The 17,255-nt window shown below is 63.1% G+C and carries 18 protein-coding genes; 7 read left to right on the top strand and 11 right to left on the bottom strand.

Annotated features, from left to right (window positions below):
* Positions 1-114 precede the first annotated feature (114 nt).
* A complete protein-coding gene (locus U5A52_RS19385) occupies positions 115-1,062 on the bottom strand; it encodes a LysR family transcriptional regulator (protein WP_321935855.1) in 948 nt (315 codons plus the stop codon).
* A 201-nt stretch (positions 1,063-1,263) separates the two neighbouring features.
* Here U5A52_RS19385 and adh point away from each other — a divergent pair, with 201 nt between their 5' ends.
* Positions 1,264-2,784, top strand: a complete 1,521-nt coding sequence (gene adh, locus U5A52_RS19390; protein ID WP_321935856.1) for an aldehyde dehydrogenase — start codon at positions 1,264-1,266, stop codon at positions 2,782-2,784.
* A 58-nt stretch (positions 2,785-2,842) separates the two neighbouring features.
* A complete protein-coding gene (locus U5A52_RS19395) occupies positions 2,843-3,232 on the top strand; it encodes a DUF779 domain-containing protein (RefSeq protein WP_321935857.1) in 390 nt (129 codons plus the stop codon).
* On the opposite strand, the gene U5A52_RS19400 is transcribed toward U5A52_RS19395, so the two are convergent.
* The 3 genes from U5A52_RS19400 to modA are packed head-to-tail and all read right to left on the bottom strand — an operon-like array spanning position 3,229 to position 5,443.
* Positions 3,229-3,939: a sulfate/molybdate ABC transporter ATP-binding protein gene (locus U5A52_RS19400; protein WP_321910947.1), complete on the bottom strand. Its 711-nt coding sequence runs from the start codon at positions 3,937-3,939 to the stop codon at positions 3,229-3,231. The genes U5A52_RS19395 and U5A52_RS19400 overlap by 4 nt on opposite strands.
* Positions 3,940-3,955: 16 nt before the next feature.
* Positions 3,956-4,630, bottom strand: coding sequence for a molybdate ABC transporter permease subunit (modB, locus tag U5A52_RS19405; protein ID WP_321910949.1), 675 nt, complete (start codon positions 4,628-4,630; stop codon positions 3,956-3,958).
* 27 nt (positions 4,631-4,657) lie between these two features.
* Positions 4,658-5,443, bottom strand: coding sequence for a molybdate ABC transporter substrate-binding protein (gene modA, locus U5A52_RS19410; RefSeq protein ID WP_321910951.1), 786 nt, complete (start codon positions 5,441-5,443; stop codon positions 4,658-4,660).
* Positions 5,444-5,655: 212 nt separating this feature from the next.
* Between modA and U5A52_RS19415 the strand changes: the two genes are divergently transcribed.
* Both U5A52_RS19415 and U5A52_RS19420 read left to right on the top strand, forming a co-directional pair.
* Positions 5,656-6,627: a hypothetical protein gene (locus U5A52_RS19415; protein WP_321935858.1), complete on the top strand. Its 972-nt coding sequence runs from the start codon at positions 5,656-5,658 to the stop codon at positions 6,625-6,627.
* A 182-nt stretch (positions 6,628-6,809) separates the two neighbouring features.
* The gene (locus U5A52_RS19420) at positions 6,810-7,730 is read left to right on the top strand and encodes a LysR family transcriptional regulator (protein ID WP_321935859.1); all 921 of its coding nucleotides are present in this window, start codon (positions 6,810-6,812) and stop codon (positions 7,728-7,730) included.
* A 187-nt stretch (positions 7,731-7,917) separates the two neighbouring features.
* On the opposite strand, the gene U5A52_RS19425 is transcribed toward U5A52_RS19420, so the two are convergent.
* The 4 genes from U5A52_RS19425 to U5A52_RS19440 form a co-directional block, all read right to left on the bottom strand.
* Positions 7,918-9,120: an NAD(P)/FAD-dependent oxidoreductase gene (locus U5A52_RS19425; RefSeq protein ID WP_321935860.1), complete on the bottom strand. Its 1,203-nt coding sequence runs from the start codon at positions 9,118-9,120 to the stop codon at positions 7,918-7,920.
* Positions 9,117-9,287 (bottom strand): rubredoxin, encoded by a 171-nt coding sequence (locus U5A52_RS19430; RefSeq protein WP_321910959.1) that lies wholly within the window; start codon positions 9,285-9,287, stop codon positions 9,117-9,119. The genes U5A52_RS19425 and U5A52_RS19430 overlap by 4 nt, the downstream gene beginning before the upstream one ends.
* A gap of 34 nt (positions 9,288-9,321) precedes the next feature.
* The gene (locus U5A52_RS19435) at positions 9,322-10,377 is read right to left on the bottom strand and encodes an aromatic ring-hydroxylating dioxygenase subunit alpha (RefSeq protein WP_321935861.1); all 1,056 of its coding nucleotides are present in this window, start codon (positions 10,375-10,377) and stop codon (positions 9,322-9,324) included.
* Between the two features lie 212 nt (positions 10,378-10,589).
* Positions 10,590-10,919, bottom strand: coding sequence for a hypothetical protein (locus tag U5A52_RS19440; protein ID WP_321910962.1), 330 nt, complete (start codon positions 10,917-10,919; stop codon positions 10,590-10,592).
* A gap of 473 nt (positions 10,920-11,392) precedes the next feature.
* On the opposite strand from U5A52_RS19440, the gene U5A52_RS19445 reads away from it, so the two are divergent.
* Together U5A52_RS19445 and U5A52_RS19450 are read left to right on the top strand one after the other, a co-directional pair.
* Positions 11,393-12,064 carry a glutathione S-transferase family protein gene (locus tag U5A52_RS19445; RefSeq protein WP_321935862.1) on the top strand — a complete coding sequence of 224 codons (672 nt, stop codon included), beginning with the start codon at positions 11,393-11,395 and terminating at the stop codon, positions 12,062-12,064.
* A 61-nt stretch (positions 12,065-12,125) separates the two neighbouring features.
* Entirely contained in the window at positions 12,126-12,569 is a 444-nt protein-coding gene (locus tag U5A52_RS19450; protein ID WP_321910965.1) for a VOC family protein, read from the top strand.
* A 10-nt stretch (positions 12,570-12,579) separates the two neighbouring features.
* Here U5A52_RS19450 and U5A52_RS19455 read toward each other — a convergent pair whose 3' ends face one another.
* Complete coding sequence (locus U5A52_RS19455) at positions 12,580-13,770, bottom strand: succinylglutamate desuccinylase/aspartoacylase family protein (protein WP_321935863.1); 1,191 nt, start codon at positions 13,768-13,770, stop codon at positions 12,580-12,582.
* A 628-nt stretch (positions 13,771-14,398) separates the two neighbouring features.
* Positions 14,399-15,283, bottom strand: coding sequence for a LysR family transcriptional regulator (locus U5A52_RS19460; RefSeq protein ID WP_321935864.1), 885 nt, complete (start codon positions 15,281-15,283; stop codon positions 14,399-14,401).
* 151 nt (positions 15,284-15,434) lie between these two features.
* On the opposite strand from U5A52_RS19460, the gene U5A52_RS19465 reads away from it, so the two are divergent.
* Positions 15,435-16,466, top strand: a complete 1,032-nt coding sequence (locus tag U5A52_RS19465; RefSeq protein ID WP_321935865.1) for an NAD(P)H-quinone oxidoreductase — start codon at positions 15,435-15,437, stop codon at positions 16,464-16,466.
* A gap of 45 nt (positions 16,467-16,511) precedes the next feature.
* Here U5A52_RS19465 and arsH read toward each other — a convergent pair whose 3' ends face one another.
* Positions 16,512-17,246: an arsenical resistance protein ArsH gene (gene arsH, locus U5A52_RS19470; RefSeq protein WP_321935866.1), complete on the bottom strand. Its 735-nt coding sequence runs from the start codon at positions 17,244-17,246 to the stop codon at positions 16,512-16,514.
* Positions 17,247-17,255 lie beyond the last annotated feature (9 nt).

The following is a 17,255-nucleotide window of genomic DNA, read 5'->3' on the forward strand; positions in this document are numbered from 1 at the left end:
CTTTGCGCCGCCGGCTGTGCGATCGCGCTACCTGCGACTGATCGACGGACAGAGTGTCAACGAGAAGCGGAATGCAGATCCAATCTTTTCGACGTATCACCTGATAAGTGCGGCTTATGAAACGCCAGCCGGCACTTCGCCAATCGCGTGCGGCCGATCCAGGAATGCGTCGAACCTCGTCTGCAGATCGAGGTGTTTCGCGGCCCGCCACAGGGCTGCCACGAGCGGCGGGCGGGACGGAAGGTCGCGGGCTATCAGGCCGATCTCCCGGGTGAGTTCGGGCTCGAGCGGAGTGACCGTGTCCCGCCCGGTACTGTCGTTGACGCACAGCACGCTATGAGGCAATACCGTGTGAAGCCCTGCATGCAGGACATTCGACATCAAGGTGAGCAACGAGTCAGCCTCGACAACGACTTTGGGCTGAACGCCCGCGCGACGAAATGCGGCGTTGATGACCTGGCGATTCTGCATTGAGGAGTCCAGAAGACCAAACTGCAAATCGCCCAGTGCGTCCCAACGCGCGGCACCGGTGCGCGCACGTTCACCCGATCCGGATGGCGAGACCAGGACATAGCGTTCGCGGTAGAGCGGCAGCACCTCGAATCCGGCCTGTGTGTGATCGTCGAGATAGGTGAAGCCAACGTCGAGCTCATATTCGTCGAGCTGCCGCAATATGGCGTCCGAACTCAGCGAGCGCACCGCATAGCGGAGCATGGGATGCGCTTCACGGCAGCTTGCGATCATGAGGCTCACGACTGGCATCGTCGTGGGAATCACCCCAATCCTCACGGTGCCGGTCAACAGGTTCGAAGCGCAGACGTCCTGCCTCATATGGTCGAGGGCCGCGATCGTCTGCCGTGCCCAACCTAGCACGCGCTCGCCTTCCTCGGTGAACCCGAGAAAGCGGCGGCCGCGCCTCACGATCACGAGACCCAGTTCGTTCTCGAGACTGCGTATCGCGGACGAAAGTGCCGGTTGCGTCACGTTGCAAAGCTCCGCAGCGCGCGCGAAATGCCGCTCCTTTGCCAACGTAACCAGGTAGTTGAGTTGCCGGATGAACATCGCGCGTTTCGCCCCTCGATATATTCGGTGATATATTACGCGAATTCTTCCCCGGTGCCGACCTGGCGCCGGCGCTGTCGCTCCTGGCTTGTGCGGCGCAAAACCAAAACTTCGGAAATTGTCCGAATAGGGGCGTAGTATTCCTTGCGATATAACGAAGTGGTCCACCCCCTATTCGGCCGATATGCGAGGAGCACGCCCATGAACCACGCAGAACTGCAATATCTCACCACGGAATATCCCTTCCGCAAGCAATACGACAATTTCATCGGCGGGCAGTGGGTCAAGCCCGTCGGCAATGAGTACTTCGACAACATCTCGCCGGTCACGGGCGAGCCGTTCACGTCCATCCCGCGCTCGCGCGAAGCCGACATCGAGTTGGCGCTCGACGCCGCCCACAAGGCGAAGGACGCCTGGGGCCGCACCGCCCCCGCCGACCGCGCGAATCTGCTGAACAAGATCGCCGAGCGCATCGAGGCCAACCTCACGCGGCTCGCGGTGGCGGAAACCATCGACAACGGCAAGCCGCTGCGCGAGAGCATGGCCGCCGATATTCCGCTCGCGATCGACCACTTCCGCTATTTCGCGAGCGCGATCCGCGCGCAGGAAGGCGCCATTTCGCAGATCGACGACAGCACGGTCGCTTACCACTTTCACGAGCCGCTCGGTGTGGTGGGCCAGATCATTCCGTGGAATTTCCCGATCTTGATGGCCACGTGGAAGCTCGCGCCGGCGCTCGCTGCCGGCAACTGCGTCGTGCTCAAGCCCGCCGAGCAAACGCCGGCCTCGGTCCTCGTGCTGATCGAGCTGATCCAGGACCTGCTGCCGCCCGGCGTGATCAATGTGGTGAACGGTTTTGGTCTCGAAGCGGGCAAGCCGCTCGCCTCGAACAAGCGCATCGCGAAGATCGCCTTCACGGGCGAGACCACAACGGGCCGGCTCATCATGCAGTATGCGAGCCAGAACATCATTCCCGTCACGCTGGAGCTGGGCGGCAAGAGCCCCAACATCTTCTTTGCCGACGTGATGGATCACGACGACAGCTTTCTCGACAAGGCGCTGGAAGGCTTCACGATGTTCGCGCTCAATCAGGGCGAAGTGTGCACGTGCCCGTCGCGTGCGCTCGTCGACGAGAAAATCTACGACCGGTTCATGGAACGCGCGCTCAAGCGCGTGGGCGCGATCGTCCAGGGGCATCCGCTCGATCCGAAAACGATGATCGGCGCGCAGGCCTCGCAGGAGCAGCTCGAGAAAATCCTCTCGTACCTCGATCTCGGCAAGCAGGAAGGCGCGCAATGCCTCACGGGCGGAGAGCGCAACCCGCTCGATGGCGAGCTGAAGAATGGCTACTACATCAAGCCAACCGTGTTCCGCGGCCACAACAAGATGCGCATTTTCCAGGAGGAAATCTTCGGGCCAGTCGTCTCGGTCACGACGTTCAGGACCGAGGAAGAAGCGCTGCAAATCGCCAACGACACGCTCTACGGGCTTGGCGCCGGCATCTGGACGCGCGACGGCACGCGTGCCTACCGCTTCGGCCGCGCGATCCAGGCGGGGCGTGTATGGACGAACTGCTATCACGCCTACCCGGCGCACGCGGCGTTTGGCGGCTACAAGCAATCGGGCATCGGACGCGAGAACCACAAGATGATGCTCGACCATTATCAGCAGACGAAAAACCTGCTGGTGAGCTATAGCGACAAGCCGCTCGGCTTTTTCTGATGTGTGCTGCGCGCCTCGCCGCGTGAGGCGAGGCGCGGAACGGTTGGGAGAGCTGACCATGGCCGAAGAGGTGTCCCGCGTCGTTGCAACGCCGGCGGCCGTCGCGCTGATCCAAAAGCTGGTGGCACAGCACGGCCCAGTGCTTTTCCACCAGTCGGGCGGCTGCTGCGACGGCAGCGCGCCCATGTGCTTTCCCGCGGGCGAGTTCATGGTCGGCAATGCCGATGTGAAGCTCGGCGTGATCGCGGGCGCACCGTTCTACATGAGCGAATCGCAGTTCGAATACTGGCAGCACACGCAGCTCATTATCGACTGCGTGCCAGGCAATGGCGGCATGTTCTCGCTGGAGCGCCCAACCGGGCTGCGCTTTCTCACGCGCTCGCGGCTGTACGACGACGCGGAATCGGCGTGGCTCGATCATCATCCGGTCGAGCGCGTGCAGGGCTAAGGCATCGCGCGCGTTCGATACGTGAGCGCATCCGGCAGCGCCTCGGTGTCGACGTGCCCGTCGATGAGCGGCACCACCTCGTCGCCAAACGCGGCGACATCTTCGGGGTCGTGCGTGATGAGCAGCATGGGAATGTCCAGGCGCGTCTGCAGCGCCAGCAGTTCGCGGCGCATACGTTCGCGCAGCGCGTGATCGAGCGCCGAGAATGGCTCGTCGAGCAGCAGCAGCTGCGGCTTCGAGACCAGCGCCCGCGCGAGCGCCACGCGCTGTTTCTGGCCGCCCGAAAGGTGCACGGGATGGCTGCCCGCCACGCCACGCAGCTCGAGCGCATCGAGCCAGTATTCGACGTCGGGATGCGCATCGCGGCGCGCCGGATTGAACCATCCCTTGTGCAGCCCGAACGCAATGTTCTGCTGCACATTCAGATGGGGAAACAACGCGTAGTCCTGGAACAGATACGCGATCCGGCGCATCTGCGGCTTCAGGTCGATGCCGCTCGCGCTGTCGAACAGCGCTTGCCCGCCCAGACGAATCACGCCTTCGTCGGGCCTCAGGAGGCCCGCGACCGCCTGCAGGGTCAGCGTCTTCCCCGAACCCGATGGGCCGAACAGCACGACGCGCTGTGCGTGCGTTTCGAACGCGACGTCGAGCAGAAAACGGCGTCCGGCGGATTCGAGCGTTTTACGGACAGCGACGGTCAGGGACATGGCGCTAAGCGTGAGATCAACGCGAGGTCAACAGCGAGTGCTGCGGCACCAGCCTGCCCGCGAGCACGAGAATCACGACGCACGTGACCGAGGTGACGACCACGAGGAAATTCGCCGTGCTGTCGTCGCCCGCCTGCACAGCCGAATAGATCGCAACGGAAAGCGTTTGCGTGCGGCCCGGCAGATTGCCCGCGATCATCAGCGTCGCACCAAACTCGCCGAGCGCGCGCGCAAATGCGAGCAGCGTGCCTGCCACGATGCCGCGCATGGCGAGCGGCAGCGTCACGCGAAAGAAGATCGCGGCCTCGCTGATGCCGAGCGTGCGCGCAGCACGCTCCAGTTGCGGATCGACCGATTCGAATGCGGCGCGCGCCGACTTCAGCACGAGCGGGAACGCCACGACCATCGACGCCAGGACGGCGCCTTGCCACGTGAACACGAGCTGGATGCCGAGGCTGTCGAGCCAGCGGCCAAATACGCCGCGCCGCCCGACCAGCACGAGCAGGTAGTACCCGAGAACCGTGGGCGGCATGACGAGCGGCAGCGTCAGCAGCGAATCGAGCAGGTCTCGCGCGCCGGAATGCCAGCGCGCGAGACCGTAGCCGGCGGCCACGCCGAACACGACGTTCAACGCCGTGGCCCAGCCGGCGACCTTCAGCGAGAGCAGCAGCGGAACCCAGACCTGTCCCATGAGGGGCGCTCCTCTTGCGCGGGCGGATCAGTGCGCCGTGCCGGCCGGCTTGAAGCCATACTTCGCGAGTATGGTCTGCCCGGCGGGCGACAGCACGTAGGCGATGAAGGCCTTCGCATCCGCTGCATGGCGGCTGCCCTCCACGAGCGCAATCGGATAAGTCACGGGGGTTTGCGTCGGCACGGTCAGTGCGACCTTCACGCGCTCGGGCATGATCGCGGCGTCGGTGGCGAACACGAAGCCCGCGTCGACCTCGCCACGCGAGACGTAATCGAGACTCTGGCGCACGTCGCCCGCCAGCACGCTCTTCGCGTTCACCGCGTCCCACAGGCCCGCCGCTTCGAGCGCGCCTTTCGCGTAGCGGCCGATCGGCACCGACGCCGGATCGCAATACGCCACGCGCTTCACGCCCGGTTGCGCGAGGGCGTCGAGCGACGTCGGCATGAACGAACTGTCCTTCGGCACGATCAGCACCAGCGCATTGGCCGCGAAATCCTGGCGCGTGGCGGGATCGACCACCTTCTCGGCGACGGCCTTGTCCATCGCCTTCTGGTCTGCCGACGCGTAGACGTCGGCGGGCGCGCCCTTCACGATCTGCTGCATCAGCACGTCGGAGGCGCCGAAGTTCAGCAGTACCTTCGTGCCCGGGTGCTGCTGCTCGTATGCCGCGCCAATCGCCTTGAACGCATTGGTGAGGCTCGCCGCGGCGGAGACGATGAGCTCGTCGGCGCGTGCGTTCGCGCAAACGGCCATCATGCCGACGCCGATGACGAACAATGTCTGCTTCAGAAAACGTGGGAACGATACGCGCATGGTCTGATATCTCGAGATTAATGAATCAACGTGAAAGCAATGTAATGTTCCGGAATCGAAATATTACACTGTATATAGCGATAGTCGAGCTTGGCGCGCTGATTCAGAATATCTAGCCGTTGCATGACGAACGCGCTATCGACGTAGAATCCGTTTTTCTGCGCTCCGGAGTTGCGATGCGCCCTCACCCGAACGCCATGCCAGGAGCCGTCATGCCGGGAATCACGTTATCGAGAGCCTTCGGCGTGGGCCGCGCCGCGCGGCGGCTTACATGGCACGCGCTGGCAGCAACGCTCCTCGCCATCGCGGGCTGTCACAGCGCGCCATTTTCTGCACCCACGCGCGTCGAGCTGAACGCCCAGCCGAACGCAATCGCCGTGCGCCCCGGTGACGGCGCGCTATTCATCACCGACGACCGGAGCAACGACATCCTGTGGTCTTCGAACCAGTCGGACTTCCGCCCGTATGCCAGCCTGCCCGCTATCGCGGGTCAGCCCAACAGCCTCAGCCAGTTCGTGTTCCTGCGGCCTGACGCACTGCTCGCCCAACGATTTGGCTTTGGCAAGACAGGCGCCCTCTTCGTCGTTTCCGCCGCCGGTGACGCCCATGCCCTGAGCGGTCCGGCTTCCGGGCGACGCAGACTGGGACTCGTATCGATCGGTCCCGGCCGTGCGCTGTCGAGCTGGTTCATCAAGCGGGAAAACGAGCCGCCAACGGGCGGCGTCAGCCTCGTGAGCTACGACCTGACGACATACGCCGCTACCGAGCGCGATCTCGTCAGTGGTCTTGCGAAGCCTGTGGGAATCGCGGTCCACGGCGGCGCGCTGTTTGTCGCGGACCAGGGCGCGGGTGAGATTCTGCGCTACGACCTCGCCGAATTGCTGGCCAAACCGGAGCCCTCACACAGCGGCACGGCGTTCGCGAAAATCGAAAGCCCGGACCTGCTCGCCGCCGATGCATCCGGAGCGCTCTACACAAAATGTGGCGCGCACGGATTCTGCCGCATCACGCCGGACGGCACGGTGTCGAGCCTCGCCGACGACTTCCAGGACGCGCGTGGCGTAGCCGTCGACGAGACGCGCCACGTTGTCCTTGTCGTGGACCGCGCGAAAGGCGCAAACGCAACGACCAGCGCCATCCGCGCGTTCGCGCTAGCGAGCAGCGAGGCAAGCGCGGATCACTGAGCGCTAGCGCGCGGCCGCATGAATTCGTGCATGCGGCCTCGCACATAGTGCAGATGCACCTTCCGTTATAAGCCCGAATCTGCAAGGCACACACGCGTGGCCAGGCATTTCCCCGGAATTGACGCACCGTTATATCGAACCGTATATAGCTAGGAACGGCGTCAATCGAAACGGTGTTCTGCATGTCCCGGGAAGTCATCGACTCTTATCTGCTGAAGGTTCTCCATACGCTCATCTGCGAAGCCAGTGTCTCGCGCACTGCCGCGCTGCTCGGCCAAACGCAGCCGGCAATCAGCGTCGCACTACGCAAACTGCGTGCGATGACGGGCGATCCGCTCCTCGTGCGCAGCGGCAGCCACATGGTGCCCACGACGCACGCGCTCACGCTGATCGAGCCCACGGCGCAGGCGCTGGCGGGCATCGCCGCCGTACTGCATCCCACCACGGCATTCGATCCCGCCACGACGCGCAGGACTTTTCACATCGGTTCGCCCGACTATCTGGACGTGTTTTTCCTGCCCGCTATCGTCGATGCCTTCCATACCGAAGCGCCGCGCGCACGTATCGAGTTTCAGCATCTGATGATGGTGAATGGCGGCTACGAGCATGGTCTGGAAAGCGGTGCGCTCGACCTCGTGATTGGCAACTGGCGCACACCGCCCGAGCATCTGCACCTCCAGCCGCTGTGCAAGGACGAACTCGTCTGCCTGATGCGTGCGCAACACCCGATCAAGCCCGGCAAGCTGACCCGAGAGAGGTATCAGGAGGCCGCGCATCTGGCCGTCACCACGCATCATGCGGCGGGACTCGGCACCATCGATATCGAACTGGGTCGCAGCGGCCTGTCGCGCAACGTGACGACCAGCCTGCCGTACTTCGGCATGGCGCCGTATGTGCTGATGCGATCGAACCTGCTTTTCACGACCACGCGCGCGCTGGCCGCGCACTACTGCAATCTGCTCGATCTGCGCATGGAGCCCATTCCCGGCGAGCGCCAGGCACTCACCTATTACCAGCTTTGGCATGACCGCACGCATCGCGGTGCGGCCGCAATCTGGCTGCGCCATCTCGTGGCCGAAATCGCCAAGGGACTCGCGCGATAAATTTCGGAACCCGAATTATTTTAAAAAGAACCGCGAGCATGGCTCGCGGCGGCAAACGTCCGGCGCTCGTGCCCGGAGGACTGATAACCGGATACGAACGCCAGAGCGCAACAGGGGTCGGTCAGTGGAAGCTGCCTGTCGTCGGACGCGCGTGACCGCGTTCGGTTGTCGTGATGCTATGCCTCGCCTAGCCGGTCAACGACCCGTTCGAGCCGGACGCCATCTGCTTCAATAGCGCGGCCTTGTGCGCGGTGGCGCCGCCAATGAGAGCAAAGCCGGTAACACGCTTTGTCCCCGCGTCTTCACATATCGCGCGTACCGACTCGGGCGACTCGTGCGTGGCCACTTCGACGCTCCAGCGTCCGCCCGGCATGCCCGGTGTCGCGACAACGGCCGGCGCCGCCGGCGTCTTCACGACAACGGGCATCACCGGAAAATCGACGCGCGTGAGCGTTCCCGACAAGGTGCGCGCGAGCGCACGCGCCGCATGCATGATCGGCAACACATAGGGCTGCACCCGGCCGTCGATAGCCGCGCAGTCGCCGAGTGCATAGACGTGCGGCGCGCTGGTGCGGCACCACGCATCCGCGCTGATGCCGCCATCGACGCGCAAGCCGGCCTCGCTCGCGAGCGCCGTTCGCGGCACGAGGCCGACCGCCGAGACCACGATATCGGCCTCGAGCGGGGCGCCATCCGTAAGCGTTAGACGATATCCCGGATCGCGCCTCGAAACGGCAGCGACCCCGATGCCGAGCCGAACGTCGACGCCTGCGCGGGACAACGCACTGGCGAATACTGCACCCGCCTGCTCCGGCAGCAGCCGCGAGAGCGGCGCGCTGGCCGGATCGATCAGACACACCGGATGCCCCGCAGCGACAAGATCGTTCGCGAACTCGCACCCGATCAGACCCGCGCCGAGTATGGCCACCGAATGACGCGACGCAAGCGCCTCGCGAAAACGCGCGTAGTCGCCGAGATCGTTGATCGACAGCACGTCTGCCGCGCCATCGCCCTCGATCGGCACGCGCCGCGGGTCCGCGCCCAGCGCGAGCACCAGCGCGCGATAGCGCAGCCGCTGCCCATCGACGACGACAACACGCTCGTCTGGCGCGATGCGTTCGACATGGCGATGGGTCCAGATACGTGCATCCAGTTGCGCGGCCATCGCCTGCGCGTCGAAGCTCGCGAGTTCGTGCGGCGCCTTCTTCATCGCAAGCGCATTCGACAATGTGGGCTTCGAATAGAACCTGCCGTCGTCGCGGCTCACGATAACGATAGGCGCGTGGGCGTCGAGCTTGCGAAACTCGCGCGCCATCGTATAGCCCGCGAGGCCCGTGCCGACGATCACGAGTGGATCGCCTTGCGCCCCGCCGATGATATCCTCGCTCATACGCTCACCACCTGCATTTCGAAGTCGTGCTTGCCCGTCGCGCAGTCCGGGCACATCCAGTCCTCAGGTACATCTTCCCAGCGTGTACCGGGCGCGATGCCCGCTTCGGGCAGCCCTTTGGCCTCGTCGTAGCGAAACCCGCAAATAACGCATTCCCAGATCTTCATGGTCGCTCCTTTCCCGCCGCATCAACGCACAAAGTCAACGTACATAGCGCTGCCCCAGCCCGATCTCCGCGAGCGCGCGCCGGTACGCACCGGAGGAGCGATCGGCGAGAATCGGCGCCTCCTGGGAGCGGTCGACGGGCAGTTCTTCGGGACACTGCAACTCGACAATCGCGCGATCCTCCTCGAATACCTGACGGTTGAACGCATAGACGTCGTCGAGCGGCAAGTCCTTGTCGAAGTTACGCGCGATCGGCACAAACAGGCGCGTGAGTCGCGCGGACACCGGGCTTGCAGCATTGAGGATTGCCAATCGTCCATTCTCGGGAAAGTGCACCGTCAGCCGCGCGAAGAACGGCACGTCGACCTCGAACACCCTGCGCCACAGAAAACCCTCTGGCGCACGCTGCTGCATCGACTTCGGGAAATTGCTCACGGTGCTCACGTATTCTGCACGCAAGCCGTTCGGGCGCCGCTCCACGGAGTACTGCGGAACAACGGGATTTCTGCGTTCCGCGAAGCTGTCGTGATGAATCCACGCAAAATGCGCAACGTCGATAAAGCCTTCGGTTTGCCGCCCGGCGGAGGCGTGGATATCGATCGAAGGCGGAAGGATTTGCTGATACCCCTCCGTGTTCCAGGCGGGGAACTCGGGCAACGGCAGCTCGCCGCCGCCAAGCGACACCCACACGAGCCCATACGCTTCCTGCGCGGCGTACGTCGTCAGGCACAGGCGCTCGGGAATCGGGCCTTCCGGTTGCGAGGGAATGAAGCTGCATTTGCCGCTCGCGCCATATTCGAGCCCATGATAGGGACAAACGAGATTCGCGCCGTTCATCCAGCCACGGCTCAGCGGCGCGCCACGGTGAGGACACACATCGCGCGCCGCGACGATCCGCCCTTCCGAGCGGAACAGAACGAGCGGTTCGTCGAGCAACGTGACACCGAGCGGCTTATCGCTCAGGTCGTGCGCGAAGGCAACGGGGTGCCAGTAGCGGTGCAAGATTTCCCAGTCGCGGGAATCGAAAGTGCAGTTGCGGGGCATGACGGCCGACCCTGCACGGGTCAGCGCCACCACTTGGGGTTCGCTCATGCGTGTCTCCTGAATCGTGTGAATTCGTCGCGGCGTGCTGACCGCTCTGCCGGTCACGCCGTGTACACAACGATATTCAGTTGAGCGCGTCTCTCCCATCCCTCGCCGGCGATGTAGTCCATGCTCCGATCAACATGGACTCACCGCCATCCAGACTGCCGGGACCGCAGCCGAAGCGTGCGTACCGATGTAAAGCTCGTCAAGGCGCGGCGTCACTTGCCGTCTTTCACCGGTGCGTCGTGAATCGCCTCGAGCGGCTTATGCTGCTCGTCGCCAACGCCAGGAAAGAACGCATTCCACACCGCGCGTACGCCGACCGCTGCCGTCGCTGCCGCGTCAATTGTCTCGACGTCGGCAGACCTGGCCGGATCTGAACTCAGGCCGCGCCAGTGCGTGAAGACGAGTAGCGGCTTTTCGGTCCATTCGCCAGCGGCGAAATTCGCAAATGCCGTATCCCCGCTTACAAGGCGGACCTCATACCATCCCTCGCGAACCGGCGCATACCGGGCCAACGGAAACCATCGGGTCGATTGAATTTGCATGAGGGCCTCCCCCAATCGCGTAGATCGTCACGAATCAATCCGCATTCCACGTGCCTGAATGTTGGGCCCTTCGTTCTCTGGATAGCGTCTTGCGGGCGGCACACCCTCCGCGGCGTCAACGTCATTTCGCAGCGCGGCAACAATCAGACCGTTAGTCGCAAAAGCCATCAACGGATCGCAAGCAGTGAATGCGCTGAGGAATCGGAAGTCATCCGCGACGGCTTCACGAAAGGCGCGTGGCATGCCCAGTCGTCGCCGTCAATCCACTCCCCCACCACGTCACGCCCACGCAGCAACATGTTCGACGCTGTCGAACGATTTCATCCACCAGTTCGAACGGCAATCGCGCATTGCTCGCCCACCATTACGTCAGTGAGACGCGCTCAGTCTCGCAGTGCGCGCGACCCACGCGGGTTTGAACTACAGCTTCATCTCCGATCGACCTTCTCTTCTGCTTTACAAAGGAAACCTCAATGATCAAGTTTTACTTCCACCCGTCGCCGAATCCCATGAAAGCGGCCCTTCTGCTCGAAGAGCTGGAATTGCCGTTCGAGCTGATCGCCGTCGACACGTTCAAGGGCGAGCAACATCTGCCGGCATTCCGCAACGTCAATCCGAACGGCAAGGTGCCCGCCATCACCGACGAGGACGCGACCGTTTTCGATTCGCATGCCATCTTGCTGCACCTCGCCACGAAGCACGGCAAGTTCGTTCCCGCCGATGCTGCCGGGCGCGCCGAAATGCTCTCGTGGCTGATGTTCGTGGCAACGGGGCTCTCGCCGTTCTCCGGTCAGGCCGTGCATTTCCAGCACCACACGCCGGAGCCCTTGCCCTATGCGCGCAACCGCTACCTGAAGGAAGTCGAGCGTCACTATCGCGTGCTCGACGAACGGCTCGCCAGAACACGGTATCTGGCAGGTGAGCACTACTCGATTGCGGATATGGCGCTGTGGGGCTGGGCCCTGTTCGCCGGCTACATTCTTGGCGAAAAAGGTCTGAGTGACTACGCCAACGTCAAACGCCTCGTCGACGAAATCGGCAACCGCCCCGCCGCCGCACGTGCGCTCGCACTGAAGGAACGGCTCACGCTGAAGACCGACTTCGACGAAGAAACGCGTCGCGCGCTGTTCCCCCAAAACGTCTAACGCTTTCCAGACGCATCGCGTCGCTGCCCGCGATGCGTCTCTCTAAAGAGGAGCCCGGCTCATGAGTACCGCACAATCGCCGCAGCCAACGGCTGCACCCGCACTACGTCTAAACAATTTCGCGCTCGCCGTTGCGAATCTCGACGCCATGGTTGCCTGGTATGTCGACGTACTTGGCCTCGCCATCGCAGCGAAGGGGCACTTCGATGCCGTAGGCGCGGACTACGCCATGCTCGACGGCATGGGCTTCCGGCTCGAACTCGTTTCGCGAATTGGCACGCCCAAGGTCGCGGCAAAGCGCACACCGCCGCCGCAGCACCTGGACGAAACGGGTTGGAAAGCGCTGGTGCTGGAGAGCGCCGATCTTGCGGGTACGACTGCCACTCTCGCGAAGCGCGACGTGGAAATCGTCTGGGCGCACGCGCCACTCACGCCCGCCATTTCCTCGACGATGATCCGCGACCCCGAAGGGAACCTCATTCACATTCTGGGCCAAAGGCAATAGCGCACCATGATCACTCGGAGTAGTCCTCAGGATTTTCTCTGGCCGGGCTCTGATAAAGAATCATCACGATCGGAATGCGGGGCTCGGCCGTGGCATCGTTGCGCCGCCCTGTCACCTCGCCTGCAACCGAGGTCGTGTACTCCGCAACCACTTCGCCAAACGTGTTGCGCTGAATCGCCACCTTCTGCCCCACCTTGACCTTCTCGTTGAGCTTGACCAGCAGTTCGACGAAGCCGCCGTGCGTCGTCAGGATCGTATGAGCGCTATTGCCCACAAAGATCCCGGAGTCGCGCCCGGTGCGTCCCATTGCACCGGGAACGACACCATAACGCTTGAGCACATTCATCGTGCCTTCGACAAACAATGGAATCAGGTCGAAATCGAACACGCGCGCAGCGCCAATCTCGGGCGTAATAGCCGGGATCCCCACATCGATCAGCGCGTTGGCCAGCAACGTGGGATACGCAGGATTGTCGAAAATCTGGGCGATGGGAAAAAGCTCCGCCATTGCGCGCGGCTCGGTGAGTTCCATTCTGGCCAGATTGAATGAAGTCAGGTCCATGCCCGTCGTGCCAGTATGAAAATCCAATGCGTAGTCGGCGTTCGGCCGCAGGAGCCGGTTGAACAGCAGGCCCGCGTGACGGCTCGGCGCGCTGGCGCCATTCTCATTGCCAGGCCATTCGCGGTTGATGTCGATGAGGTCGACGCCTCTGCCCGAATTGGGCCATCTGCGCTCCATTGCTTCTAGCGCGGGGCGCGATACGTCGAGCACAGCCAGTACGGTCCCGGACATTTGCGCCGGATCGAGCTGGCCAATCACGGTTTGTATCATATGTACCGGACTCATTTCGTCGCCATGCACGCCGCTAATCAGCGCGACGCGCTTGCCCGGCTTCGCGCCGCAAACGACGATGACCGACACATACCAGTCCTGCCCGGTCGGCATCTGCACGCCCTGAAAATAGAACATATGCTTCTTGCCGCGTTCCAGGTCACTGACGTCGAGCGCGCTGATGACCTTCTTTCCCTGGATCACATCCCCGGTGTAACGCGTCCCACCGCTGCGGCCGGGCGGCGACGTCGTGCCTTGGGCGTTCGCGACGCCGCTTTGCCCGGCCAGTGCAGTCGTTGCGCCAACCAGCGCAACCGCTGTCTTGATGAAATCGCGCCGGGCAATACCATCCTTCGATTCACTCTGCATGGCATGGACTCCGTACATTGCAAGTGGAGAGAAGCGCAATCCATCTCTCGTCGATTGCGCTTCCTGGACATGACGAATCCAAACGTTCTGACGTGGCTCTTTTCGCAACTACGCTGTTCCCAACATCAGCGTAATCCAGTCCGCGAAGACTTGCACTGACGGCTGGACTGGATGCCTGCCGTTTCTCGATCGGCGTTATCTCGTGCTCACAGCGATCAGGCAGCAAGAATCGGAGTGCCGGCGTCGAGGCGCCGCCCTATCGTGTCCACACAAGCGCACCGTAGACGAGATCGTGGGACGAAGCAGGGTGCACTCGAATCGCTTCATTGACTGGAGTCCTATCATGTTGCCGTTTCTCTCGCTTCACGCACTCGCGGCTCAACGCGGCGATGGACTGCGCCCTGAGCTCAGGGCCTTGTTTGAACGCCATGTGCGGGCAGCGACGGGTCTTGCCGCTGCCATCGAGCCCGTCGAAACAGAGTCGTGTGCTCACGCAGCAAACGCGGTCGCCGGCGCTCCTGTGACGGCGTGCGAGGCTGATGGGTCATCGGCGAGCGTCGCAGCGTCGCGTTAAACGCATGGCACGCGGCATCATCCGGCGTTTCACGCGTCGCGATGCCATGCGTGCCTATTTCGTGTGAATCGTGTGATCTTCGAATGCGGCGACGATATGCTCGATCATCGCTGTGATGCGCGCGGTATGCCGAAGGTCTTGATGCGTGACGAGCCAGATTTCATAGACAGCCCCACGTGGGGGCTCCGGCCATAGCTGCACGAGTCCGTCATGTTCGGCCAGATGGATCGGAAGCTCGCCAATGCCGATGCCGGCCTTGACCGCGCTGCGCAGCATGAGGCTCGTATTGAAGGTCGAGACGACGCGCCCCGCGTGTATCGGTTCGCCTGCCAGTGTCTGCGATCGATGACCCGTCCAGTTTCCCTGATAGACGACGAGATCGTGACCCGCGAATGCGGAGCCCGCAACAGGCGTGCCGTGCTGCTCGATGTACGCATGCGAGGCAAAGAGCGCCATTGGCCACCGGGCGAGGCGCCGCGCGACCAGATCGGGGTTATCCGGGCGCACTGAGCGGACCGCGATATCGGCTTCACGCTTTGCCAGGCTAAGCATGCGTGTGGACGTGTCCAGCAGCACGCGCACTTCCGGATGCACAGCGTGCAACCGCTCGATGGCGGGAAGCAGGAATTCCAGCGCGATAGAGTCGGTGCTCGTGACGCGTACGTCTCCCGCAAGCCGCGTATCGGTGCCTTGAGTTCGTCTGACGAGTTCATGCGCGGCGTGCTCCATTTTTTCCGCCGATTTCAGCGCGGCCTCGCCGGCCGTGGTCAACGCATATCCGTCGGAGGTGCGCAGAAAGAGCGTGGCGCGCAGTGCGTGCTCCAGTGCCGCGATTCGTCTGCCGACCGTCGCCTGATCGAGATTGAGCGTTCTGGCCGCCCCACGAAGCGTTTTTTCGCGCTCGACCGCAAGAAACACGCGCGCGTCGTCCCAGTTCATCGCCTCACCCTCCTGATGCAAATTTGCATCCCACGATGCGAATAATGCTGCGCGAATTCATCAAAGTCGAGCCCTATACTGGCTTCAAGAGTTGCTCGTTCACTGGTCCGCCCGGATCAAACGAGCCTCATCCATAGAAGGGGTCGTATCCATGTCTGCGTCAACTTTTCGCGTCCCGTCCTCGATGACGGCCATCGAGATCAAACAACCCGGCGGCCCTGAGGTGCTGGTGCCGACTACGCGCCCGGTGCCGGTGCCGGCCGCCGACGAGGTTCTCATTCGCATCCATGCCGCAGCCGTCAACGGTCCGGACGTGTTCCAGCGCAAGGGGCTGTATGATCCGCCCCCCGGCGCGTCGGACATTCCGGGGCTCGAAGTGGCGGGTCAAGTGGTTGCCATTGGCGCGGACGTGACTGAATTGCGCATCGGCGAACTGGTCTGTGCGTTGATTCCCGGCGGGGGCTATGCGGAGTATGCAGTCGCGCACGCCTGCAATACCATGCGCATTCCTAACGGTCTGACGCTGGTGGAAGCGGGAGCCATGCCGGAAACGTTCATGACGGTATGGCTGAACCTGTTCCAGCGCGGCAAGTTCGCTGCTGGCGAAACCGTGCTGATCCACGGCGGCGCATCAGGAATCGGTACGACGGCGACCATGTTGGCCAAGGCGTTTGGCGCTTCGAAAATCATCACGACCGTGGGCTCGCAGGCGCATCGGGAGGCCAGCCTCGCGTTGGGCGCGGACGTAGCGATTGACTATCGCGAGAGCGATTTCGTCGCCGAAACGAAACGATCGACCGATGAGCGAGGCGTCGACGTGATCCTCGACATCATTGCGGGCGACTACGTGGGCAGAAACTATGAAGCCGCCGCCATGGACGGCCGGATCGTCCAGGTAGGCGTGATCAAGGGACCGGCGAAGGAACTCAACCTCGTCCCGATGCTCACAAAGCGCCTCACGCATATGGGCTCGACCTTGCGCTCGCGCACAGCCGAGGACAAGGCGACCATCATCAGCGAACTGGAAAGGCACGTCTGGCCGCTCATCGAGCGCGGCACCGTCAAGCCGGTCGTCTACCAGACGTTCGCGCTTGCCGATGCTCGCGGCGCGCATGAGCTGATCGACTCCGGCACGCACTTTGGCAAGATCGTGCTCACGACAGGCGCCGACCTCATCGGTTGAAACCTCGATGACCGGCGAACCGGACGTGCTGCGAGCCAATTGACTTCAGATGCTGGCCTGGTTGACTCGCTTCATCAGCTCCTCGGCGCTTTCCTTGCGCTCGCTGTAGCGATCAACCAGATACGGACCGATATCGCGCGTGAGCAGCGTGAACTTCACCAGCTCTTCCATGACGTCCACGACGCGGTCGAAATACGCCGAGGGTTTCATGCGGCCGGCGTCGTCGAATTCCATGAACGCCTTCGCCACCGACGACTGGTTCGGGATGGTCAGCATGCGCATCCAGCGCCCGAGCACGCGCATCTGGTTGACCGCATTGAACGACTGCGAGCCGCCGCTGACCTGCATCACCGCGAGCGCCTTGCCCTGCGTCGGCCGCACTGCCCCGACAGACAGCGGAATCCAGTCGATCTGCGACTTCATGATGCCGGTCATCGCGCCGTGACGCTCCGGCGAGCACCAGACCATGCCTTCCGACCACAGCACCAGGTCTCGCAGTTCGGCCACCTTGGGGTGCGTGTCCGGCGCATCGTCCGGCAGCGGCAGGCCGCTCGGATTCAACGTGCGGACTTCGGCGCCCATCGCCGTAAGCAGTCGTGCGGCCTCCTCGCTCAGCAGGCGGCTGAACGAGCGCTCGCGCAGCGAGCCGTAGAGCAGCAGGATGCGCGGCGCATGCACAGAGGCTTTCGCGGCCTGCAGCCGCTTGATATCGGGTACGCGGAACAGCACCGGATCGACCTGCGGGAGGTCGGTCGTCAGGTCACTCGCCAGCTCAGACACACTTGTTCT

The sequence above is a fragment of the Paraburkholderia sp. J8-2 genome (assembly GCF_905220195.1).
In the GTDB taxonomy this organism is placed as follows: domain Bacteria; phylum Pseudomonadota; class Gammaproteobacteria; order Burkholderiales; family Burkholderiaceae; genus Paraburkholderia.